General features: G+C 61.5%; 17 protein-coding genes and 1 pseudogene. 7 read left to right on the top strand and 11 right to left on the bottom strand.

Features of this window, described 5'->3' with window-relative positions:
- Nucleotides 1–135: 135 nt before the first annotated feature.
- The 3 genes from PG899_RS13980 to PG899_RS13990 all read left to right on the top strand — a co-directional run bounded on the left by PG899_RS13980 (nt 136) and on the right by PG899_RS13990 (nt 2366).
- Nucleotides 136–1041 carry a hypothetical protein gene (locus tag PG899_RS13980; RefSeq protein WP_077098391.1) on the top strand — a complete coding sequence of 302 codons (906 nt, stop codon included), beginning with the start codon at nt 136–138 and terminating at the stop codon, nt 1039–1041.
- A 147-nt stretch (nt 1042–1188) separates the two neighbouring features.
- Nucleotides 1189–1761, top strand: a complete 573-nt coding sequence (locus PG899_RS13985; protein ID WP_143239049.1) for a YkgJ family cysteine cluster protein — start codon at nt 1189–1191, stop codon at nt 1759–1761.
- Nucleotides 1762–1853: 92 nt separating this feature from the next.
- Nucleotides 1854–2366 (top strand): hypothetical protein, encoded by a 513-nt coding sequence (locus PG899_RS13990; protein ID WP_143239050.1) that lies wholly within the window; start codon nt 1854–1856, stop codon nt 2364–2366.
- 177 nt (nt 2367–2543) lie between these two features.
- On the opposite strand, the pseudogene PG899_RS13995 reads toward PG899_RS13990, so the two are convergent.
- Both PG899_RS13995 and PG899_RS14000 read right to left on the bottom strand, forming a co-directional pair.
- Nucleotides 2544–3532, bottom strand: a pseudogene (locus PG899_RS13995) (replication endonuclease); the annotation flags it as partial.
- Between the two features lie 85 nt (nt 3533–3617).
- Complete coding sequence (locus PG899_RS14000; protein ID WP_011705934.1) at nt 3618–5117, bottom strand: alanine/glycine:cation symporter family protein; 1500 nt, start codon at nt 5115–5117, stop codon at nt 3618–3620.
- Nucleotides 5118–5431: 314 nt separating this feature from the next.
- On the opposite strand from PG899_RS14000, the gene PG899_RS14005 reads away from it, so the two are divergent.
- Nucleotides 5432–5869, top strand: coding sequence for a GNAT family N-acetyltransferase (locus PG899_RS14005; protein WP_179101507.1), 438 nt, complete (start codon nt 5432–5434; stop codon nt 5867–5869).
- Nucleotides 5870–5887: 18 nt separating this feature from the next.
- Nucleotides 5888–6697 carry a zinc-dependent peptidase gene (locus PG899_RS14010; RefSeq protein WP_077097695.1) on the top strand — a complete coding sequence of 270 codons (810 nt, stop codon included), beginning with the start codon at nt 5888–5890 and terminating at the stop codon, nt 6695–6697.
- Between the two features lie 82 nt (nt 6698–6779).
- Here PG899_RS14010 and PG899_RS14015 read toward each other — a convergent pair whose 3' ends face one another.
- From PG899_RS14015 to PG899_RS14055, 9 genes are all read right to left on the bottom strand, one after another.
- Complete coding sequence (locus PG899_RS14015) at nt 6780–7376, bottom strand: acetate uptake transporter (protein WP_011705937.1); 597 nt, start codon at nt 7374–7376, stop codon at nt 6780–6782.
- Between the two features lie 673 nt (nt 7377–8049).
- Nucleotides 8050–10950 carry a DUF748 domain-containing protein gene (locus PG899_RS14020; protein WP_190283606.1) on the bottom strand — a complete coding sequence of 967 codons (2901 nt, stop codon included), beginning with the start codon at nt 10948–10950 and terminating at the stop codon, nt 8050–8052.
- 48 nt (nt 10951–10998) lie between these two features.
- A complete protein-coding gene (locus tag PG899_RS14025) occupies nt 10999–11760 on the bottom strand; it encodes a substrate-binding periplasmic protein (protein ID WP_077097691.1) in 762 nt (253 codons plus the stop codon).
- A 37-nt stretch (nt 11761–11797) separates the two neighbouring features.
- Nucleotides 11798–12220, bottom strand: coding sequence for a MerR family transcriptional regulator (locus PG899_RS14030; RefSeq protein WP_016350898.1), 423 nt, complete (start codon nt 12218–12220; stop codon nt 11798–11800).
- Between the two features lie 11 nt (nt 12221–12231).
- The gene (locus tag PG899_RS14035; RefSeq protein WP_077097689.1) at nt 12232–13188 is read right to left on the bottom strand and encodes a hydroxymethylglutaryl-CoA lyase; all 957 of its coding nucleotides are present in this window, start codon (nt 13186–13188) and stop codon (nt 12232–12234) included.
- Nucleotides 13185–15149, bottom strand: a complete 1965-nt coding sequence (locus tag PG899_RS14040) for an acetyl/propionyl/methylcrotonyl-CoA carboxylase subunit alpha (protein WP_077097687.1) — start codon at nt 15147–15149, stop codon at nt 13185–13187. The genes PG899_RS14035 and PG899_RS14040 overlap by 4 nt, the downstream gene beginning before the upstream one ends.
- Nucleotides 15146–15985 (bottom strand): enoyl-CoA hydratase-related protein, encoded by an 840-nt coding sequence (locus PG899_RS14045; protein ID WP_077097685.1) that lies wholly within the window; start codon nt 15983–15985, stop codon nt 15146–15148. Before PG899_RS14045 ends, PG899_RS14040 begins: the two co-directional genes overlap by 4 nt.
- A 9-nt stretch (nt 15986–15994) precedes the next feature.
- Nucleotides 15995–17596: a carboxyl transferase domain-containing protein gene (locus PG899_RS14050; protein WP_190283605.1), complete on the bottom strand. Its 1602-nt coding sequence runs from the start codon at nt 17594–17596 to the stop codon at nt 15995–15997.
- Nucleotides 17593–18741, bottom strand: coding sequence for an isovaleryl-CoA dehydrogenase (locus tag PG899_RS14055; protein ID WP_077097681.1), 1149 nt, complete (start codon nt 18739–18741; stop codon nt 17593–17595). Before PG899_RS14055 ends, PG899_RS14050 begins: the two co-directional genes overlap by 4 nt.
- Nucleotides 18742–18986: 245 nt before the next feature.
- Between PG899_RS14055 and PG899_RS14060 the strand changes: the two genes are divergently transcribed.
- The gene (locus PG899_RS14060; protein WP_077097679.1) at nt 18987–20498 is read left to right on the top strand and encodes a CoA-acylating methylmalonate-semialdehyde dehydrogenase; all 1512 of its coding nucleotides are present in this window, start codon (nt 18987–18989) and stop codon (nt 20496–20498) included.
- A gap of 65 nt (nt 20499–20563) precedes the next feature.
- Nucleotides 20564–21721 carry an acyl-CoA dehydrogenase family protein gene (locus PG899_RS14065; RefSeq protein WP_167825099.1) on the top strand — a complete coding sequence of 386 codons (1158 nt, stop codon included), beginning with the start codon at nt 20564–20566 and terminating at the stop codon, nt 21719–21721.
- Nucleotides 21722–21834: the final 113 nt, after the last annotated feature.

Genomic DNA, 21834 nt, shown 5'->3' on the forward strand with positions numbered 1-21834 from the left:
AAGAGGGATTTGGTGATCAGATCACCGTCTCAACCATAAGTTCAATTCAGGTCACTCTGATTTGGGAAACAACGCCGCAGAACCGGCTAAACCCTGTCCCTTAACCAAACGTTACATGTTAATCGAGATCTACAAATGATTACACTTAATAGTGAACGAGGATTTGTTAAGGTTGAAAGCTGGGAAGATATTGAAACCCTTCCTGGCTTCACAACGAATTTAGATCCCAAAGAGCACGAACTAAATCAAATTATTGGTAGGTACATATTTAAAGATTATATTAAATGCGGTTTGTCCAGCTGCCACACCCCTCATGGAAAAGGATATATTGTTAGCACAAAATCAGGGCCTATTACGAATATTGGACATAATTGTGGAAAGAACCATTTTGATGTTGAGTTCGATCAGCTGTCTAAAGCATTTGAGAGGGATATTTCACTTCATACATACCGTGAGAATGTTGGAAGCACGCTTATAGTGCTCGATTTGTACAAAGAAAAGATCACAAGTATTAGGAGTGGGTCTCAAGGTGCAGATGTTTTGTATAAGAAGTCCAGACTTCTAGCAAAAGGATCGTCTGGTTGCCCAGAGGCTGCTACATCAATCATCTCTAAAATGGTTCGCAGCAGAAATCCAGTTATAACTACCGAGAGAGAGGCTAGTAGAGAGGAGATTGACGACCTCGAGGTAATTCAAGGGAAAAAATTACCACGTCCGTATTACATTGAGGAAAAGATTGGAGAATTATCTGGTCTGTCATTTCTTTTCGAAGAAAATTGCTTAAGAAGTATATTGATTTTAGATCTTGAGGAAGGCTTCAAAAGTTTGTCTGAGCTAGACGTTGACAACGGTAGTTTCAACGATTTAAAACGTTGGTCTGCATGGTGTTTCGATATAGAGCGGAAAATTGAGAAAACAAAGAGCTTAATTGAAGTTGGACGGATTTTTTTGCAAAAAGATAATCTTCTTAAGATTTCTGAGGCTATATCAGATAAAGAACAAAGGGATGAGTACATTAGATTTGTCAATGAAAATATGTAACAAACTGCTCTGTTAAGACTGACTGTGCTGCACAGGCTTTTTCTGTAGCTGGGTACAAACTTTACAAAACAACCCCCTCTGCTGTATGTGCAGGTGAGTGGAACTTTATGCCACGTTTTCTTCATCTATAGCAACTTAGGACTTTTTATGGATCATGAGTTCGATGAAAAAAATCCAAGAAGCGCTGTTGAATTCGCGAATGTGAATCGTGAAAAAATAATTAAATTATTTCCTGCTTCTCTATCTAAAAAAGAAGAAGGATTATATTTAAGAATGTTAAAAAGCAAAGGAAATTATTTAAATAAGTTGTCGTCATTATTCTCTGAAATGAATGAGATTTACGCTTATGTAGATAAGTATACTCCTTGTGAAAAAGGTTGCTCTCATTGCTGTTATATTCCAGTGACAGTGTCTGAGCTAGAGGTTGAATATATAGAAAGATCATTAAAAATAAAAAGAAAGTCATTCTCTGAATATGACAAAACGCAGAGTAAACCTTGTCCTTTTCTAAAAAATAATAGCTGTTCCATATACAATGTGAGGCCGTTTGTTTGCAGAAGGCATGTTGTTTTAACAAAAACACCTTATTGGTGTGAGCTTGAGCGTTGCAACCAAGAAATAATGCCTCTTTTAAATTTCACTGAAACTCAAAAAAGCTTTGAGTATTTGGTTTTTAAATCTGGAAAGAATAACTTTTTTGATATACGCGAAGTTTTTTAATTGTTACATATCAACAGCTGTTGGAGGGCTCTATTTTACGGGGGTGGGGGTAATTTTAACATTATGCATAGCCACAAGGTAGAGGTATAAAATTGAGTTCGGAAATAAATTGGTATTTGGAAGGTCTTAAGATTATAGCCCAATTGGCTGTAGGCGCAGTTGGTGCGGCTTGTGGTTACAAATCAGCAGTGAGAAAATTTTCAGAAACTACCAAAGATACAGATAAAACTATTTTTACCTCATCGGTTACTAATGAAAGAGCTGTTTGGCGCAGTGAGTTACGTGAGACTGTTGGTATATACATCGAGTGTTCATATAAGTTTATCGAAAACACAGGAAAACTTTCAGAACTTAGTAGTTTGAAATCTCTAGTTATTATGCGTCTTAACCCTAAAGCTTGGTTTTATAGTTCGGAGCATGCACTTGATCATGCTGTGTTAAAATCAATAAATTCAATTTATTCTACCTGTGAGAAAGAACGATTGAATTTAATCAAGCTAAAGGCTGAAATAGCCGCTCTTGAAAAAAATGCTCAAGAATTGTTAAAAAGTGAATGGCAAAAATCTAAAAAAGAAGCGGTTGAAGGGCGAGAGCGTGATGTATGAAAAAGCGTTTAACATGGCTTTCCAATGTTTGAGATCCTATGAGAGGATGGCGCAGGACGCAGACAGCTGTTTGCCCTGTATCAAAGCCAGCCACTGGTTGAGCTCGTTGTTGGAGAATACAGGCCACCCGATTACCCAGGCTGCGGTACTCTTCGCGGCTGATATTCTGCTTGCTCCTCATTTTAATGCCCAATCCGCGCTGTAGTCGTTCTGTTCTTGCAGCCACTTCGGGGTGTCCAGTTTCTCCAGTTCTGCCCACATCTCCAACCGATAGGACTCCGGCAGCATCTCAATCCATTGGTGTGCTCCGACATGGCCTTGTGCTTGGTAGACCTCGCTGCACAGCTCAACCAGCATCGGCCAATTCTGGTCATAATCCGGGATCGCGTATTCATCCGCTTCGGCCTGTTCGGGAGGCTGTAGTCCCTCCAGCTGCCAATCCGGCTGTCTTGTGAGCGATTTGCACGACTGCACCTGCCCGTTCTCAAGCCAGAGGGTGAAACCGTCAGCCGTGACGCTGGAACCCGCCCGCAATCGGTCGATGGAAAAGGGCGATAACTCCCACTGTTCGCTCATGATCAGGTCTGCGAAGGCATCAGGATCCGGTAGCGTACAGTTATTGTCAGAGCGCCAAGGTGCCGGGCTGTCGCCCGTCTTAACCCCAACCCCCTCGCAGCAGCCTCGGCGGCTTTCCTGGCTTCATGGGTGCCGGCGGGCACAATTTCCCACCCTTGCAGGCGGGTCTTGATGCCAAGGCGAGCGCAGGTAATGCCCATCAGGCGCTTGATGTCTTCGCCTTGAGCTTTGGTCTGCTCCTCAGTGAGGTGGGCCAGTTTGATGGGGTGTTCGGCACGGGTGGCCAGTGTACCGCCCATGGCGTGCTGGTAGCAGCGAAAGATGTCGTTATCTGCGGCAAAGCGGGCAGCCTCAAAACGCGGGTCTTGCAGCACTGGCTTGGGTGGGCCCACCAGATCGGCATGCTGCTTGGCGTTGCTGATGTGGCGCAGCGCGCGCCATACCCCGACCGGGGCGCCGCCGCTCTGCTGGAAGGTGCGAATGCCCCACCAAATGGCCCAGGCCACGGCATGCAGGGCGTCCTCATCGGCGGCAGTACCGACCTCTTCGTCATCGTCCAGGTAGGCGCCGTCGATGCTTTTGGCACTGAACTAATTGAGCTAACACAAGGTGTTGAATTTAAAGAAATAAAAATGGCAGCCGAGGCTGCCATTTTTGTTGGGGAGTTATGCGCGATCAGGAGATCTTGCGATCCTGGTCCGGTTCGAAGGGGTGACCGGATTTCTCCTGCTCCAGGTTGTCTTCGGAGCGGTGACCGGCCCAGTAGTCGGCGTTCTTGATGCCGAGCTTCTCCGGGTGGAACACCGGATCCAGCCCCTTGGCTTGCTGTGCTTCATAGTCGCGCAGGCAGGCAAAGGCGGTCTTTTGCAGCAGCAGGATGGCGATGATGTTGAGCCAGGCCATCAGCCCGACGCCGATGTCACCCATGCCCCAGGCGAGCTCGGCGGTCTTGACGGTGCCATAGACGGTGGAGGCCATCAGGGTCAGTTTCAGCACGAAGGTCAACCAGGGACGGTTTACCTTGCGGTTGATGTAGGCGATGTTGGTCTCGGCGATGTAGTAGTAGGCAACGATGGTGGTGAAGGCGAAGAAGAACAGCGCGATGGCCACGAACATGCTGCCAAAGCCAGGCATCATGCTCTCCATGGCGGTCTGCACGTAGCCCGGGCCTGCGGCCACGCCGGCGATGCCGGTGTAGAGGGCGGCGCCGTCCGGACCCTGCACGTTGTAGAGGCCGGTGATGAGCAGCATAAAGCCGGTGGCGGAGCAGACGAACAGGGTGTCGATGTAGACCGAGAACGCCTGCACCAGGCCCTGTTTGGCCGGGTGGCTTACTGCGGCGGCGGAGGAGGCGTGCGGCCCGGTACCCTGACCCGCTTCGTTGGAGTAGACCCCGCGCTTGACCCCCCACATGATGGCCAGACCCAGAATGGCGCCAAAGCCGGCATCAAAGCCGAAGGCACTCTTCCAGATCAGCAGGATCACGCCGGGCAGGGCGTGGATGTTGAGGGCGATGATGACGCAGGCGACGATGATGTAACCCAGCGCCATGAAGGGCACCACGGTACTGGCGAAGTTGGCGATGCGCTTGACGCCGCCGAAGATGATGAAGCCGAGCAGCAGCGCCAGGCCGGCGGCGGTGACATTCGGATCGATATCAAACGCGGTTTGCAGGCTGGCGCCGATGGAGTTGGCCTGCACCCCCGGCAGCAATACGCCGCAGGCAAAGATGGTGGCGATGGCGAACGTCCAGGCGTACCACTTCATGCCAAGCCCCTTCTCGATGTAGAAGGCCGGACCGCCGCGGTATTCGCCGTTGATCTTCTCCTTGTAGACCTGACCCAGGGTGGACTCCACGAAGGCGGAGCTGGAGCCGAGGAAGGCCACCATCCACATCCAGAACATGGCACCCGGGCCGCCGAAGGTGATGGCGGTGGCGACCCCGGCGATGTTGCCGGTACCCACCCGGCCAGCCAGGGTCATGGCCAGCGCCTGGAAGGAGGAGACGCCAGCATCCGTGCTTTTGCCATCAAACATCAGCCGGATCATCTCCTTGATGTGACGCAGTTGCAGGAAGCGGCTGCGCAGGGAGAAGTAGAGGCCTACCCCCAGACACAGATAGATGAGCGCCGGGCTCCAAATCACACCATTGATGGCATTGACGATCTCATTCATGTACAACAACTCCTTTGTTGTGCTGTCTTGTTGGCGGGGTCTGTGCCCTGCTCCCTCAAATTGGTGGTGACCCTCGGGTCACTCGTTATGGTATGGGACGGGTCGGTGGATGTTTCCACTGGCCAGTCCGCGGGTTTTAACATATCGATTTGTGCTGGGGCTTCCCAGCGAAATATGTTGTTATCTTGTTAATTTGTGAATTGACATTAACAAATGGCCGGTGCAACTGGACAGAATGCGGTGCTGGCCCGGTATCATCTCCTCTTTCGTCGGCGCTCTGCGGCGGGAGAGGGAGAGCAAAATCAAGGCCAAGGATGAAGATGGAGCAAGAAAAAGCGATGATCCGCCCGGCGTGTGCCGAGGATATGGCTGCCATGGCCGACCTGTTCGGCCAGCTGGGTTATCCGGTCAGCCCGCAGGTGCTGGGCGAGCGGTGGTTGGCGCCGGATCCGGCCCGCGAGGTGCTGGTGGCCTGCCTGGGGGAAGAGATTGCGGGCGTGCTGGTGTGGCACTGGCTCAGCCCGCTGCACGTTGCACCAGCGTGGGGCCTGATCTCGGCGCTGGTTGTCGATGAGGGTGCAAGGGGACGCGGCGTCGGCGCCGCCCTGCTGGTGGCGGCAGAGGTGCGGGCGCGAGCGCAGGGTTGCAGCCAGCTGGAGCTCTCCAGCAGCCTCAAGCGGGAAGGGGCCCATCGCTTCTATCTGGCGCAGGGGTATGTCGAGCGTCCGAAACGGTTTGTGAAAACAGTCTGATCAGCAAGAGGAGTCTGCGTGTTCTGGTCCCGCTTACGAAGTGTGTTTGGTGGTGCGTCCCGGCAAGATGACAATGGGCCTGGTGCGCTGGAGTGGCAGCAGGCCCTGGCTGCAGTGCCCATTTTGCAGGGTTTTTCCCGGGAGGAGGAGCAGACCCTGATCGGGTTGGCGCAGCAGCTGCTGGCTCGCAAGACCCTGACCCAGCTCGGGGTGTCGCTCACTCCCCGTCAGCAGGCGGTGCTGGCCCTGCAGGCGGCGCTGCCCATTTTGCACCTGGGGCTCGACTGGTATCGGGGCTTTCACGAGATCATCCTGATCCCCGAGCCGGTGGTGCGCCGGCAGCAGGTGCAGGACGAGTTCGGGCTGGTGAGCGAAGTTGAAGAGGAGAACGCCGGCGAATCCTGGCCGCAGGGGCCGCTGGTGCTGGCCTGGAGCGAGCTGCAGCAGGACGGGGATTGGGACGGCTTCAATCTGGTGATCCACGAGCTGACCCACAAGCTCGACATGCTGGGAGGGGAGGCCGACGGGGCGCCGCCACTGCCGGCGGGCATGGATCCGCGCCAGTGGACCGATGCGCTGCAGGCGGCATTCGATGCCATGCAGGCGCAGCTGGATCGCCACGAGCCTACCGCCATCGACCCTTACGCTGCCTCGCACCCGGCCGAATTTTTTGCGGTGTGCAGCGAGTGCTTTTTCACCGATCCGCTGCGCCTGCGCGACACCTATCCGGCGGTGTATCAGCAGTTCACCCGCTTCTTCGGCCAGCAGCCGGCAGCGCGTTTTCCTGCCACCCGGCTGCTGGCGGAGGAGCCCGAGTATCACGGCTAGCCGGGCGATCCTGGCAAATCGCGCCCAACAAAAAGGCACCCCGCAGGGTGCCTTTTTCGTGACAGCTGTGTCGGCCGGGTGCTTAGGCTGCGGCTTTGAGCTGAACGGCGGCGGCTTTCTTGTGATCGCCGATGGGCATCACGGTGCGGCCGAACTGCTCGTTGATCACGGTGGCCATGGCCAGATAGATGGCGCTGGCGCCGCAGATGATGCCTTCGAAACCGGCGATGGTGCCGATCAGGGTGCTGCCGGTAAAGTCACGGGCGGCCAGCAGGAAGAACAGCACGGTCAGGGAGGCGAACACGAATTGCTTCACGCGCGGGTAGTTGACGGTCCCGATCAGCATGAACAGGGTGAACATGCCCCACATCAGCAGGTACCAGCCCATGTAGGCGTGCGGGGTGGCTTCGGCCAGACCCATGGTCGGCATCACCAACAGGAACACCAGGCTCCACCAGAAGGTGCCGTAGGAGATGAAGGCAGTCACACCGAAGGTGTTGCCGCGCTTGTACTCCATGATACCGGCGATGATCTGGGCCAGACCGCCATAGCACAGGCCCATGGCCAGGATCATGGCGCTGATGGGGAAGAAACCTGCGTTATGGATGTTCAGCAGAATGGTGGTCATACCGAAACCCATCAGACCCAGAGGGGCAGGGTTGGCCAATTTTTCGCTCACGTGGCGTTCTCCAAAAATAGAGGTGGGGGTTGATAAAAGACGCGCGATTTTAGGCAGGGTCTGGGCGCTGGGCAAGGGGGGGAATGGCTGAAACGGTAAAAAAATAACGGGATTTTTTACCTGACTGACCATTCGTGCGATCCAGGTAGATGGCAGGTGAATGAATGGTACGGACAAGGTTGATAAATTGTATTGAGCTGCACGATTCTGAAAGTTTCATACAATTCAAGCCGATGGGTTGAGCCGCGTCGTCGACAGTATTTCCATCGCCAAGCCAGAGTACATTTGAGGCTAAAAAATACTCTCATATGCCATCAGACAAGGGGCGTCCATTACTTGATTAAGGCAAACGGCCAAGTTGTCTGCTCGCAGCGCTGGCAAGGTTAGGCAGAGGTCTTTGCGCCGGACTTGTTCGCTAAGGGGATTGAGGAGCGAAACAACCGAAGGCTAGGGGGCTGGGTGAGAAAATCCTGGGCCGATAAGTGGCTGTGTCATCACGCAGGCGTGGCCGTGCGGTGGCTGAATGGCCGAAGAGCCAGTGGCCGGTCGAAGAAGGGGGAAAAGCAACGTTGCGGCGAGACTATGCATGTAGCGGCAGGCGCGAGAAGAAGGCGAGCGTGCCACGTGCAGGATGAGGAGATGGCATCCCCCTCATCCTGCAGATGTCAGCGACTCAATCGTCCAGGGTCAGCACCACCTTGGCCTCCTTGTCGGCCTCCTTGACCTGGCTGTCCAGCACGAACAGCCGCTCCGGCGCGATCCCCTGGCGGTCCACCAGAAACTCCTTGGTGTTCTGGGCACGGCGCATGGCCAGATTGCGCAGAGACTTGGCGGTGATGAGCTGCTGATCCCGCAGCAGGAGAACCGCCTGGGCGCGCAGGGCCGGGCTCTCTTCATCGAGCTTCAGCCGAGCGGCCAGATCCCCGAGATCTTCGTTGAACCGGGCCTCATAAGCTTGTGCCAGCGCCGATTGCATGGCGGGGTCCTGCTCCAGCAGCTCGAGGTCCACCGGGCCGCCGGTGATCTTGGCCAGCACCCGCTCGAGCTTCTGGCGCTGCAGGATGGGGCGCTCCTCGTTGAAGTTGACCTTGCCGCGAATGTTCATGCTGAGCTTGGGCCTGTCCTTGAGGGCCTGCGCCAGTTTGGCCAGTTTCTCCTGCTGGGTGGGGGTGAGATCCGGCTCACCGGGCAGGAAGGGCAGCTCATCGAGATCCTCGCTGCCGCCCGCCAGGGAGGCAAGCAGCGAGAAGGGGGAGGTGACCGCCTTGCGCAGGGTGTTGCCGAGTACGTCCCAGAAAATGTTGCCGAGACTGAAGTCCGGCTGATCCAGATTGCCCTTCACCTTCAGGTTCATCTGGATGACGCCGTTGGCATCGCTCAGCAGGGCGACCGCCAGCCCCAGCGGCAGATCCTTGGCCTGTTCGCTTTTGACCTTTTCCCCCAGCTGCAGCTTCTTGATGGTGATGTCGTTGTCCCCCTCCAGCCGGTTGCCCTGCAACTGGTAGTTGAGCTTCATGGAGAGCTGGCCCTTGTCGATGGCATAGCCGGCGTAGGTACTGGAGTAGGGGGTGAAGGTGGTGAGCTCCAGGTTGTTGAAGGTGACGGCCACGTCCAGCACCGGCTGCTCGATCAGCAGGTTGGTGCCGCCGCGGATGGTCACCGGGGCGTAGCGGTCCACCTTGCCGTTGAAGGCCAGCTCGGAGCGCTGGCCGGGGATGTTGCTGATGTGGCGGCTCTGGCCGCTGAGGGAGGCGATGTCCACCACGAATTCCGGACTCAGACTGCGATCGGCAAAGCGCAGGTTGCCCTGCTCGGTGCGAACCTGGGCAATGCTGACGCGAGGGGCTGGCTCGCTGCTGGCGGACTTGGCCGTGGCGGGTTGCGGCAGCAGCAGTTGCTGCACGTTGGTGACCCTGTCTTCGTTGATCTCGATGCGGGCGAAGGGCTTGCGCAGCAGGATGTCGTCGATCTTCACCTGCTGGCTGATGCCGTCGTAATGCAGGCCGCTCAGCTGCAGCTGCTCAATTTGCAGCAGGCGCTGGTTGTCGGCCCGATCCAGCACGTTGAGCCGTTCGATATCGAGTCCGCCGCTCAGCTCCAGCTTGCTCAATGCCCCCTTGGCATCGGTGGCCAGCGCCAGCTTGGTGCGGCTGGCAAGCTGGCCGTCGCGCACGCTGATGCGCAGCAGATCCTGCAGATAGGGTTGGGCCCAGCTGAGCGGCAGACCCTGTTGCTTGATCTCGCCGTTGAGGCTGAAGGGGGTGAGGGCGAGGTCGCCGTCAAAATCCAGTTTCGCCTGGTTGTTGAACGCCCCGCTCAAGGTGAGCGGGGCGCTCTGTCCGCTCTGACTGCCCAGCGGGCCCAGCGCCAGCGTCAGGGCGGAGAGCTCGCGCAGCAGCAGTTTGCCGCTGCTCGATTCGGTCAGCTTGAGCTGGCCCTGTTCGATGCGGGTTTGTTTGAGGCTCCAGCGCCAGGGTTTGCCCGGCGCCGCCGGTTTGGCAGCTTTGCTGGTGTTGACCGGCGGTTGGGGGAGCAGCAGGGTCGCCAGATCCAGCTGCTGGTTGGCATCGAGCACCGCGCTGATGGCCGGGGCCTTGAGCGCCAGCCGGTCTATCTGCAGCGTCTGCTTGTTGCCGTCGAGTGCGATGCCGGTCAGCGCCAGCTGCTTGAAGCGGGCAAATTCGTCGCCCTGGCGGCGCTGGAGATGCCAGTCATTGAGGGTCAGCTTGCCCTTGGAAAGCTGCCAGCTCAGCCCCTGCTTGCCCTCGGCTATCTGGTAGGCAAGCTCGGCGTTGGCCTCGCCCTTGGGCAGCTTGACGTCGAGATAAGGCGCCCAGAGCGGGGCGAAGGGGGCGAGCGCCAGCTTGCCGAGGCTGATCTTACCCTTGCCGGCGCCGCTCATGATGTCGAGCTCACCGCTGGCTTTGAGCGGGCTCTGCTGGTTGAGGGTGGCGGCGAGCACGAAGGGGTTGGCGCGACCAGGGGCGGTAGAGAAGGTCGGCAGTTGCAGGTCGAGCCCGCTCAGGGTCAGGGTGGGCACCCAGCCGGGGCTGCTCTGCTTGCGGCTGTCCTGATAGGCGATGTGACCCTGCTCTGCCGCCAGTTGGTTGATCTGCACCAGCAGGGGGGCCTCGTTGCTGGTGGTCGGTACATCATCTTGCACGAGCAGGCTGGCCAGCGCCTCGGTCAGATTGAAGCGAACGGTTTTGTCTTGATCCGCCAGCCGCACCAGGTTGACGGTTGGCTTGACGAGGCGTGCCTCGTCGAGGATCAGGGCGCGCTGGCGCCAGCTTTCCCCTAGCAAGGGGGTGAGTTGCAGGCGCTCGAAGGTGACGAGGGGCTGCTGCTGGTCATCGAACAGGGTGGTGGGGCCGATGGCGAGGGAGGGGTGGCGCAGGCCGACGTCGATCTCCCCCAGGCTCAAGTGCAGGCCGTAGTGTTTGGCCAGCCAGGTTGGCAGGTGGCGCTGGGTCAGCGTGGGGGCTTGCCATAACAGAATAAGCAGGGAGAGCAGCAGGGCGGCGCAGAGGTAGAGGGCGTAGCGCAGCAGACGGGCACGCAGAGGCTTGGGCATGAGGGTCTCCAATTGATGCGCATAGGGTAACAAACTTTCAGGGCATGATCATGGTGCCACTTGATGCTGTACGCCGTACTTTGTCCAAAGGCTTGCCAATTGCCCGCTCTCTTTCAGCCGGGCCAGCCACTGTTCCAGCTGCTGTACCGAGATCCCGGCGTCCGGGCTGAGCAAGGCTCGTAGCTCATACTGTTGATCCCACCGGTTGGAGCGCAGCAGCTGGCTTGCCTGCTCGGGGTAATCCTTGTCGAACTGGTTGAGGTAGGAGAGGTTGAGGATGGCCACCTCGCCGCGCCCCTTGAACAGTCCCTGCAGGGCGCTGATGTTGTCCTTGACCAGGGTGATATTGAAGCGCAGCTTCAGGGTGCTGGCGGTGGCGTCGAAATCGGCGATACCGTAGTGATAGCCACTGACCCCGATCAGCTGGCGCTGGGCCAGGTTGTCAAAGAAGGATTGATCCCGCCCCGGTGCCTTGAGGGCGACGTAGCGCTCGCCCCCCAGCAGCAGTGGACGGCTGATGCGCACCTGATCGGCATTCCAGTCCCAGCGGATATCCTCGAACAGCATCAGCGAGAAGCGGCCGAGGGCCAGCGCCTTGTAGCGGTGGGGGGCAGAGGTGGGCACGAACACGAAGTGCACATCCTGCTGGATGTCGTTGAGCAGGGCAATGAGATCCAGAGTCAGCCCGCGATAGCGGCCGCTGTCGTCTTTTACGACGAAGGGGGCATAGGGATAGCCACCGACCCGGATCAGCGGGTGGCCCCATGCCGTACAGCAGAGCAGCAGCAACAACCAGCACCAGCGTTTCATGGGGTCTCCCAGGAGGCAGAGATGATCCCAGATTCGGTTAATCTGCGCTGGTTTTCAAGCTGTTAAGGGAATTAACACAGCGCTGCTCGGCCGCCTCCAGCTCGGCCATCACCATCTGGATGTCCTCCAGCTGCTGGCGCAGGGAGTGACGCTTGGCCTCGATGAGCTGGATCATGGAGTTGAGCTGGGTCTTGCTGGAGCGGTCGGTGTCATACATGTCGAACAGCTCGCGGATCTCCGCCAGGCTGAAGCCGAGGCGTTTGCCACGCAGGGTCAGCTTGAGCCGGATCTTGTCCTTGTGGCTGTAGATGCGGGTCTGTCCCTCCCGGGTCGGGGTGATGAGCCCCTCGTCCTCGTAGTAGCGGATGGTGCGCGGCGTGATGTCGAACTCGTGGGCCAGCTCGGAGATGCTGTAGGTCACCTCCTTGCCGGCGAGCCCGTGGGCGAGGGTATTGGACATGGCAGGGCTCCTTATTGCGGGGATGGCTGGCACAGCCGGGTGCGCAGCCGCTCGGCATTGGCGTGCAGGGCCCGGCCGACCCGCGAGCCGTTGGGGCGGCCGAGCCGCTCGCTCACCCACTGGCCGGTGGCGGCCAGCTGGTCGAGATCGACGCCGGTGCTCATGCCAAGGCCGTGCAGCAGGTAGACCACCTCCTCCGAGGCGACGTTGCCGGAGGCGCCGGGGGCATAGGGGCAGCCGCCGAGCCCGGCCACTGAGCTGTCGATGGTGCGGATGCCGCGCTCCAGCGCCGGCAGCAGATTGGCCAGCCCCTGGCCATAGGTGTCGTGAAAATGGACCGCGAGCCGGCCAGCCGGGATCTCGTGCAGCACCGCATCCAGCATGGGGGCCACGGTGCCCGGGGTGCCGACGCCGATGGTGTCGCCGAGGGATATCTCGTGGCAGCCCAGATCCAGCAGCCGCTCGGCCATGGCGGCGACCCGCTTGGGCCGGGTCGGACCATCGAACGGGCAGGCAATGACGGTGGAGAGGTAGCCGCGCACCTTGATGCCGAGGCTGCGCGCCTCCTGCACCAGCGGGGCGAAGCGCACCAGCGACTCCTCCACGCTGATGCCGATGTTGGCCCGGGTAAAGCCGTCGGAGCAGGCGGTGAAGAGGCCTATCTCGTCGGCGCGGGCGGCAATGGCGGCCTGCAGACCCTGCAGATTGGGCACCAGGGCGCCATAGCGGGTCGGCCCCCTGCGCGGCAGGGCGTTGAACAGCTCGGCGGAATCCGCCATCTGCGGCACCTTCCTGGGTGACACGAAGGCGCCCACCTCGATGCGCTGCAACCCGCTCTCGGCCAGGCGGGCGATGAGCTCCAGCCGCTGCACCAGCGAGAGGGTCGCGGCCTCATTTTGCAGGCCGTCCCGCGGCCCCATCTCCACCAGGCTGACCTTGTCGTCCCGGCTCTCCTGTGCTCGGCTCATGAGCGCTCCTCCTGAGTGGTATGCTGCTCGGCAAAGCGCACCAGCAGGGCGCCCTGACTCACCTGTTCGCCCTGGCGGCACTGCAGCGCCTCTATCACCCCATCCCGGTCGGCCTTGAGGACGTGCTCCATCTTCATCGCTTCCAGCACCAGCAGGGGCTGCCCCTTGCTGACCGGCTGGCCGGCCTCGACCTGCAATGCCACGACGATGCCGTGCATGGGGGCCAGGATGCCGGGGGCGTCGCCTGCCTCATGATCATGGTGCAGCTGATGGTGCTGATCATCGGCCGAGAAGCGGATGCGCCTGCCCGCCAGGTGCAGCAGATAGTCGCCCTCGTCGAGGGCGTGCAGCGGGTAGCGCTGCCAGCTGCCGGCCTGCTGCAGGCGGATCTGATCCGCCCCGAGCTCGAACGGGATCTGCTCGCCCTGCCAGAGCAGGCTGCCGGCCCGTTCGGTGAGAGTCAGCACGCGGGCCTCCTCGCCGATGCGCACCGCTGCGCTAAAGCTGCGGGTGGGGCCCAGCCGAAAGCCTGCGGCCTGCTGCCAGGGGGAGGCGCCGTGCTCGCGAGTGGCGAGCCAGAGCGCGGCGAGCGGCCAGGCGAGCGCCGGGACGGGCAGGGTATCGGTGGGAATGGGCCACTGGGTATGGTGGCCCATGGCCAGCACCTCTGGCTCTTCGCACAGGCGCAGCAAGAGCGGGCCGTTGTGCATCAGGGGGCCGAGCTCCAGTGCCGCCAGCGCGTCGGCCAGGCTGGCAAAGGCCTCGCTGCGGCTCGGTGCGTGGACGATCAGCTTGGCGATCATGGGGTCGTAATAGGGGCTCACCGCATCGCCGGCGCCGACGCCGGTGTCGATGCGCACGCCATCCGGCCAGTGGAGCCAATTGATGGGGCCGCTGGCGGGCAGAAAACCGGCGGCCACGTCCTCGGCGTAGAGACGGGCTTCCACCGCGTGGCCGCGCAGCACCACCTCATCCTGGGTGAGCGGCAGCGGCTTGCCTTCGGCCACAGCCAGCTGCCAGGCCACCAGATCCTGGCCGGTGACGGCCTCGGTGACCGGGTGCTCCACCTGCAGCCGGGTGTTCATCTCCATGAAGAAGAACTCCTCCCCGCACAGCAGAAACTCGATGGTGCCAGCCCCCTGATAGTGGATGGCTTTGGCAGCGGTGACGGCGGCCTCGCCCATGGTACGGCGCAGCGCCGGTGCGATGTGGGGGGCGGGAGCCTCCTCGATCACCTTCTGATGGCGGCGCTGCAACGAGCAGTCCCGGTCCCCCAGATAGATGGCGTTGCCAAGGGTATCGGCAAACACCTGCACCTCCACGTGGCGGGCACGGGCGAGATAGCGCTCCAGCAGTACGTGGTCGTCACCGAAGGCGGCGCTAGCCTCCCGCTTGACCGCCGCCAGGGCGTCGTCAAAGTCGGCGAGCTGATCGACCCGGCGCATCCCCTTGCCACCGCCGCCACTGGCCGCCTTGATAAGGAGCGGAAAGCCCACCTGGCTCGCCTGATCGCGCAAAAAGTCGGGGTGTTGATCCGCACCGTGATAACCGGGCAGCACCGGCACGCCGGCTGCCTGCATCAGCGCCTTGGCGCCCGACTTGTCGCCCATGGCGAGGATGGCGGCGCCGCTTGGGCCGATGAAGCGCACGCCCCGCTGCTCGCAGGCGGTGGCAAAGTCGCTGTTTTCGGACAGAAAACCGTAGCCCGGGTGGATGGCGTCGGCGTTGGCCTGTTGGGCGATGCGCAGTACCTTGCCGGTGTCGAGGTAGCTCTCCCGGGCGGGGGCCGGCCCCAGATGCCAGGCTTCGTCGGCTTCCCGCACATGCATGGCGCGGGCGTCGGCGTCCGAGTAGAGGGCGATGGTGTGAATGCCGAGGCGCCGGGCTGTCTTGATGATGCGCACGGCGATTTCGCCGCGGTTGGCGATCAGCAGGCGCTTGATGGAGTGGTATTGAGTCATGCTTCGTCCTTGAAACGGGGGCGCCAGGCGGGGGGGCGTTTGTCGAAGAAGGCCTGCATCCCCTCCTGGGCTTCGAGACCGACCCGTACCCGGGCGATGGTCTCGACGGTTTTCTCTTCGTGCAGGTTGGCGCCATGGCTCTCGAGGGCGGCCAGCAGCCGCTTGGTCTCTTTCATCGCTTCTGGCCCGTTGCGGCACAGGCGCAGAGCCTGCGCGCGTCCTTCGGCCAGCAGCTGATCCGGCGGGCAGCGTCGGTGCGCCACATTGAGCCGGCAGGCAGTGACCGCATCGAACGGTTCGGCGCAGAGCATCAGGGCCCGGGCCTGGCGCATCCCCATGGCGCGCACCACGTAGGGGCTGATCACCGCGGGCACCAGCCCGAGGCTCACCTCGGAGAGGCAGAAGCGGGCGTCATCGGCGGCCAGCACCAGATCGCAGGCGCAGATGAGGCCCAGCGCTCCGCCGTAGGCGGCGCCCTGCACCAGCGCCACCGTGGGGAAGGGGAGCTCGTCCAGGGTTTGCATCAGCCGCGCCAGCACCCGGGCGTCTTCCCGGTTGTGCTCGAAATCGGCATGGGCCAGGTTGCGCATCCAGTTGAGGTCGGCGCCGGCGCAAAAATGCTTGCCTTCGGCCCGCAGCAGCAAGGCGTGGGGGCGATCGGCGAGGGCCTGGCCGTGGGTGTGGGCCAGCTCGTCGAGGCAGTCGAGCAGCCCCAGCATGAGGTCGGCGTCAAAGGCGTTGTGGCGGGCCGGGCGGTCGAGCACCAGCTCGGCCAGCGGGCCGTGTCGCTCCAGCCGAAAACCGGGCTGGAGAGCGTGACTGAGTGGATCGGACATGTGAACTCCTTACATCCGGAAGATGCCGTACTGTTCTGGGCCGGTCTCGGCCCCCTGACAGGCCGCCAGCGCCAGCGCCAGCACGGTGCGACTCTGGGCCGGGTCGATGACGCCGTCATCCCACAGGCGAGCGCTGGCGTAGTAGGGGTGACCCTGACGCTCATACTGCTCGATCACCGGGGCACGGATAGCGGTTGCCTCCTGCTCGCTCAGGCTCTTGCCCTCGGCCGTCAGCTTGTCTCGGCGCACCTGCACCAGCACCCCGGCCGCCTGCTCGCCGCCCATGACGGAGATGCGGCTGTTGGGCCAGCTGAACAGAAAATCGGGGTCGTAGGCGCGCCCGCACATGCCGTAGTTGCCGGCACCGAAGCTGCCGCCGACGATCAGGGTGATCTTGGGTACCCGGCTGCAGGCCACGGCGGTGACCAGCTTGGCGCCGTGCTTGGCGATCCCTTCGCGCTCAGCTTGGCTTCCCACCATAAAGCCGGTGATGTTCTGCAAAAAGATCAGCGGGATGGCGCGCCGGTTGCAAAGCTGGATGAAGTGGGCCCCCTTCTGGGCGCTGTCGCTGTGCAGCACGCCATTGTTGGCGAGGATCCCCACCGGCATGCCGCAGATCCGGGCAAAGCCGGTCACCAGAGTGGTGCCGAACAGCGCCTTGAATTCGTCAAAATCCGAACCATCTACCAGCCGGGCGATCAGCTCCCGTGCGTCATAGGGGCGCTTGAGGCTGGTGCCCACCAGGCCGTAAAGATCCTCGATGGGATAGCAGGGGGGCTCATAGCCGGGGCTGGTCTCTACCGGTTCGCTCCTCAGGTGGGTCACCAGGGTGCGGGCGAGGGCCAGGGCGTGGCCATCGTCGCGGGCCATGTGATCAGCAACCCCGGAGTGGGCGCAGTGCACCTCGGCGCCGCCCAGCGCCTCGGCGCTGATCTCCTCGCCGGTGGCAGCCTTGACCAGCGGCGGCCCCGCCAGAAAGATGGTGGCCTGCTCCCTGACCATGATCGACTCGTCCGCCATGGCGGGCACGTAGGCGCCGCCGGCGGTGCAGAGCCCCATCACCACCGCCAGCTGGGGGATGTTCTGGGCCGACATGCGAGCCTGGTTGTAGAAGATGCGGCCAAAGTGATCCCGGTCGGGGAACACCTCGTCCTGCATCGGCAAAAAGGCACCGCCGGAATCCACCAGATAGAGGCAGGGGAGGCGCAGCCGCTCGGCGATGGCCTGGGCGCGCAGGTGCTTTTTCACCGTGAGCGGGTAGTAGGTGCCACCCTTCACGGTGGCGTCGTTCACCACCAGCATGCACAGGCGCCCAGAGACCCGGCCGATGCCGGTGATGATGCCGGCGGCGGGCACCGGCTCGTCATAGACCTGCCAGCCGGCCAGCGCCGACAGTTCGAGAAAGGGGGAACCCGGGTCCAGCAACTGGTTGATGCGCTCGCGGGGCAGCAGCTTGCCACGGGCCTGATGGCGGGCGTTGTTGGCAGCGCCGCCGCCCAAGGCTATCTCCTCCAGGCGGGCATTGAGATCGTCGACCAGGGCCTGCATGGCGGCCCGATTGGCCTCATAGTCGGGACTGGCAGTGTCGAGGCGGGAGTGGATCCTGCTCATGCGTTATCCCCCATCAGCTCGCGGCCGATGAGCCAGCGGCGGATCTCCGAGGTGCCGGCGCCTATCTCGTAGAGCTTGGCGTCCCGCAGCAGGCGGCCGGTGGGGTATTCGTTGATGTAGCCGTTACCGCCGAGCAGCTGGATGGCATCAAGCGCCATCTGGGTGGCATTTTCGGCGGCAAACAGGATGGCGGCGGCGCAATCCTTGCGGCTGGTGCGGCCCTGATCACAGGCGCTCGCCACCGAGTAGACCAGTGCCCGGCTGCTGGCGAGGCGGGTATACATATCGGCAAGCTTGCCTTGCACCAGCTGGAACTCGCCGATGGGCTGGCCGAACTGCTTGCGCTCGCGCACATAGGGCAGCACCACGTCCATGCAGGCCTGCATGATGCCAAGGGGGCCCGCCGCCAGCACCACCCGCTCGTAATCCAGCCCGCTCATCAATACCTTGACGCCGCCGTGCAGGGGGCCCAGCAGGTTCTCCTGCGGCACCCGGCAGTTATCGAATACCAGCTCGCAGGTACTGGAGCCGCGCATGCCGAGCTTGTCGAGTTTCTGGGCTGTGGAGAAACCGGGGGTCCCCGCCTCGACGATAAAGGCGGAAATCCCTTTGGGACCGGCAGCGGGATCGGTCTTGGCATAGATGACGAAGGTGTCTGCATCGGGCCCGTTGGTGATCCACATCTTGTTGCCGTTCAGCACGAAGTGATCCCCCTCACGCACGGCAGTCAGGCGCATGCTCACCACGTCGGAGCCGGCGCCCGGCTCGCTCATGGCGAGCGCCCCCACATGCTCACCGCTCACCAGCGGGGGCAGGTAGCGCGCTTTTTGCTCCGCCGTGCCGTGGCGGTGGATCTGGTTGATGCAGAGGTTGGAGTGGGCGCCGTAGGAGAGACCGACCGAGGCGCTGGCGCGGCTCACCTGCTCCATCACCAGCACGTGGGCCAGATAGCCGAGGTTCACCCCGTCATACTCCTCCGCCACCGTGATGCCGTGCAGCCCCAGCTCACCCATGCGGGGCCAGAGATCGCGGGGGAAGGCGTTGCTTTGATCAATCTCGCTGGCGCGCGGCGCGATCACTTTCTGGCAGAAGGCCTCGACCTGCTCGGTCAGGGCGCACAGGGTCTCGTCCATCACTGCATGCATCCTTACTTTCCTCATATGAAGGGGGTGACAGCTTGGCGGCCGAGCTGAAACAGGGGGCCAAACTGGTCAGTCCATTTGTGATTTAAGTTTACGTTAGCGTAAACGTAAATTGATTGTTAGTCTAAGGTAAATTTGTTGCGCCATGACGGCAAGGGCGATTGCCCGGTCGTGATGGCCCCCGTCACAGGAGTGCCCATGGTCCGTCCGCAAACGGCCCATGATGTGCCAGCAAGGAGAGAGTGCCCATGAACAACCATCAGACCCGGTTCGGCGACGTGCCGCTGCACATCGGCGGGGAGGCGTATCCTTCCGCGAGCGAGCAGTGGATCGAGGTGACCGATCCGGCGGATCAGAGCCTGCTGGCGCGGGTGCCGAAGGCCACCTCGGCGGAAATTGAACTGGCGGTGCGCACCGCTCACGACGCCTATCTGCTGTGGCGAGAGGTGCCGGCCTCCGAGCGAGCCCGGGTGATGTTCAACTACCAGCATCTCTTAAAGACGCATCACGACGAGCTGGCGGCCCTGCTGGCCCAGGAGACCGGCAAGAATCTGGCGGATGCCAAGGGGGATGTGTGGCGCGGCATCGAGGTGGTGGAGCAGGCCTGCGCCATCGCGAGCCAAACCCTGGGGGAGACCATGGGCAACGTGGCGCGGCGGGTCGACGGCCACTCCTGGGTGCAGCCGCTCGGGGTCTGCCTTGGCATCACTCCCTTCAACTTTCCGGCCATGATCCCGCTCTGGATGTTCCCGCTGGCGGTGGCCTGCGGCAACGGCTTCGTGCTCAAGCCCTCCGAGCAGGATCCGCTCACCCCCATGCGCCTGGTCGAACTGTTTGCCGAGGCGGGGGCCCCCAAGGGCATTCTGTCGGTGGTGCACGGCGGCGCCGAGCAGGTGGATGCGCTGCTGGCCCATCCCGACATCAAGGCGGTCAGTTTCGTCGGCTCGGCCCGGGTTGGCGGCCACGTCTATCGCAGCGCCACGTCGCAGCTCAAGCGGGCCCAGTGCTTTGTCGGTGCCAAGAACCACATGGTGATCATGCCGGATGCCAACAAGGCGCAGGTGCTGAGCAATCTGGTGGGGGCCGGGGTCGGCGCCGCCGGTCAGCGCTGCATGGCCATCAGCGTGGCGGTGTTCGTGGGCAGTGCCCGGGAGTGGATCCCCGAGCTCGCCGCCGAGTTCGCCAAGGTGAAGCCCGGCGTCTGGCACGATCCAGAGGCCGCCTATGGCCCGCTTATCAGCCCGGAGGCCAAAGTCAGGGTGGAGGGGCTCATCGAGGCGGGGATCGCCGAGGGGGCCGAGTGCCTGCTGGACGGCCGTTTTTGCGACGTGGCCGGCTACCCGGTGGGCAACTGGGTGGGGCCGACCCTGTTTCGCGGCGTGAGCCCAGAGATGCGCATCTACAAGGAGGAGATCTTCGGGCCCGTGCTGGCCTGTCTCGAGGTGGCGAGCCTCGATGAGGCGCTCGCCCTCATCAACGACAACCCCTACGGCAACGGCACCTCCATCTTCACCGGTTGCGGTGCTGCTGCCCGCAAGTTTCGTCACGAGGTGGCGGTGGGCCAGGTGGGGATCAACGTGCCCATCCCGGTGCCGCTGCCGTTTTTCTCCTTCACCGGCTGGCGCGGCTCCTTCTACGGGGATCTGCACGCCTACGGCAAGCAGGCGGTGCGTTTTTACACCGAGACCAAGACGGTCACCGAACGCTGGTTCGACGAAGACATCCCCAGCGGTCCCAACATGACGATTCAGCTGCGCTGATGGCAGGTTGCCCAGGCGCACCCACTGACAGAAACGGATCGAACAAGTACAAGGAAGCGAACAAGATGGATTTTACGTTGACCCCGGATCAGCAGGCCTATGTGGAGGCCGCCAGTGCCTTCGCCGAGGAGGCGCTCAAGCCCCACGCCGCGCGCTGGGACAAGGAACATGAATTTCCCATCCCTACCATCAAGCAGGCGGCGGCACTCGGCTTTTGCGGCCTCTACACCCCGGAGCAGTATGGCGGCCTCGGCCTGCCGAGGCTCGATGCCAGCCTCATCTTCGAGCGCCTCGCCATGGGCTGCACCTCCACTACCGCCTATCTGACCATCCACAACATGGTGAGCTGGATGCTGGGCAGCTGGCTGCCTTCCGAGGTGGCCGAGGAGTGGGTACCAAGGCTCGCCAGCGGCGAACTACTGGGCTCCTACTGCCTCACTGAGCCGGGCGCAGGATCCGATGCCGCGGCCCTCAAGACCCGCGCCGTGCGTGACGGCGAGGATTACCTTCTCGATGGCAGCAAGGTGTTCATCTCGGGCGCCGGCAGCACCGACGTGCTGGTGGTGATGGCCCGCACCGGTGGCGAGGGGGCGAAGGGGATCTCCGCCTTCATGGTACCGGCCCAGACCCCCGGCGTGAGTTATGGCAAGGCGGAGGAGAAGATGGGTTGGAACAGCCAGCCGACCCGGGAGGTGAACTTCAGTGCTGTGCGCATTCCCGCCCGTTACCGGCTGGGGCAGGAGGGGGAAGGGTTCAAGTTCGCCATGCAGGCGCTCGATGGCGGGCGCATCAACATCGCTACCTGTTCTGTGGGCACCGCCCAGCAGGCCCTCGACGATGCCCTGGCCCATGTGCAGCAGCGCCAGCAATTTGGCCACCCGATCAGCGAATTCCAGAGCGTGCAGTTCCGCCTGGCCGACATGGCCACCGAACTGGCGGCCGCCCGGCTGCTGGTGCGTCAGGCCGCCGCCAGGCTCGATGCCGGGGCACCGGACAAGAGCGCCTGGTGCGCCATGGCCAAGCGTTTTGCCACCGACGTGGGGCACCGCGTCTGCGACGACGCCCTGCAACTCTTTGGCGGCTATGGTTATATCCGCGAGTACCCGCTCGAGCGCTACCTGCGCGATACCCGGGTCCACCGCATTCTGGAAGGGACGAATGAAGTGATGCGGCTCATCATCGCCCGCCGTCTGCTGGCCGAACCCGGGCTGGCGCTGGAGTAGCGGGAGGGCCGCCGTGCCCGTTGCCCGCCCTGACGCCGCGGCTGGCGTGACTCGTCGTCAGGCTTTGTGAGCCAGCCGCAGGTCGGCTCCATTCAACCCTGTCATCATGGGGC

The sequence above is a fragment of the Aeromonas sp. QDB39 genome (assembly GCF_027707585.1).
Taxonomy (GTDB): domain Bacteria; phylum Pseudomonadota; class Gammaproteobacteria; order Enterobacterales; family Aeromonadaceae; genus Aeromonas; species Aeromonas hydrophila.

Excerpts from the sequence above, each read along its gene's own strand:
- PG899_RS13980 (WP_077098391.1), top strand. The coding sequence starts at position 136 with ATGATTACACTTAATAGTGAACGAGGATTTGTTAAGGTTGAAAGCTGG.
- PG899_RS13985 (WP_143239049.1), top strand. The coding sequence starts at position 1,189 with ATGGATCATGAGTTCGATGAAAAAAATCCAAGAAGCGCTGTTGAATTC.
- PG899_RS14000 (WP_011705934.1), bottom strand. The coding sequence starts at position 5,117 with ATGAATGAGATCGTCAATGCCATCAATGGTGTGATTTGGAGCCCGGCG.
- PG899_RS14005 (WP_179101507.1), top strand. The coding sequence starts at position 5,432 with ATGAAGATGGAGCAAGAAAAAGCGATGATCCGCCCGGCGTGTGCCGAG.
- PG899_RS14020 (WP_190283606.1), bottom strand. The coding sequence starts at position 10,950 with ATGCCCAAGCCTCTGCGTGCCCGTCTGCTGCGCTACGCCCTCTACCTC.
- PG899_RS14025 (WP_077097691.1), bottom strand. The coding sequence starts at position 11,760 with ATGAAACGCTGGTGCTGGTTGTTGCTGCTGCTCTGCTGTACGGCATGG.
- PG899_RS14030 (WP_016350898.1), bottom strand. The coding sequence starts at position 12,220 with ATGTCCAATACCCTCGCCCACGGGCTCGCCGGCAAGGAGGTGACCTAC.
- PG899_RS14035 (WP_077097689.1), bottom strand. The coding sequence starts at position 13,188 with ATGAGCCGAGCACAGGAGAGCCGGGACGACAAGGTCAGCCTGGTGGAG.
- PG899_RS14040 (WP_077097687.1), bottom strand. The coding sequence starts at position 15,149 with ATGACTCAATACCACTCCATCAAGCGCCTGCTGATCGCCAACCGCGGC.
- PG899_RS14045 (WP_077097685.1), bottom strand. The coding sequence starts at position 15,985 with ATGTCCGATCCACTCAGTCACGCTCTCCAGCCCGGTTTTCGGCTGGAG.
- PG899_RS14050 (WP_190283605.1), bottom strand. The coding sequence starts at position 17,596 with ATGAGCAGGATCCACTCCCGCCTCGACACTGCCAGTCCCGACTATGAG.
- PG899_RS14055 (WP_077097681.1), bottom strand. The coding sequence starts at position 18,741 with ATGCATGCAGTGATGGACGAGACCCTGTGCGCCCTGACCGAGCAGGTC.
- PG899_RS14060 (WP_077097679.1), top strand. The coding sequence starts at position 18,987 with ATGAACAACCATCAGACCCGGTTCGGCGACGTGCCGCTGCACATCGGC.
- PG899_RS14065 (WP_167825099.1), top strand. The coding sequence starts at position 20,564 with ATGGATTTTACGTTGACCCCGGATCAGCAGGCCTATGTGGAGGCCGCC.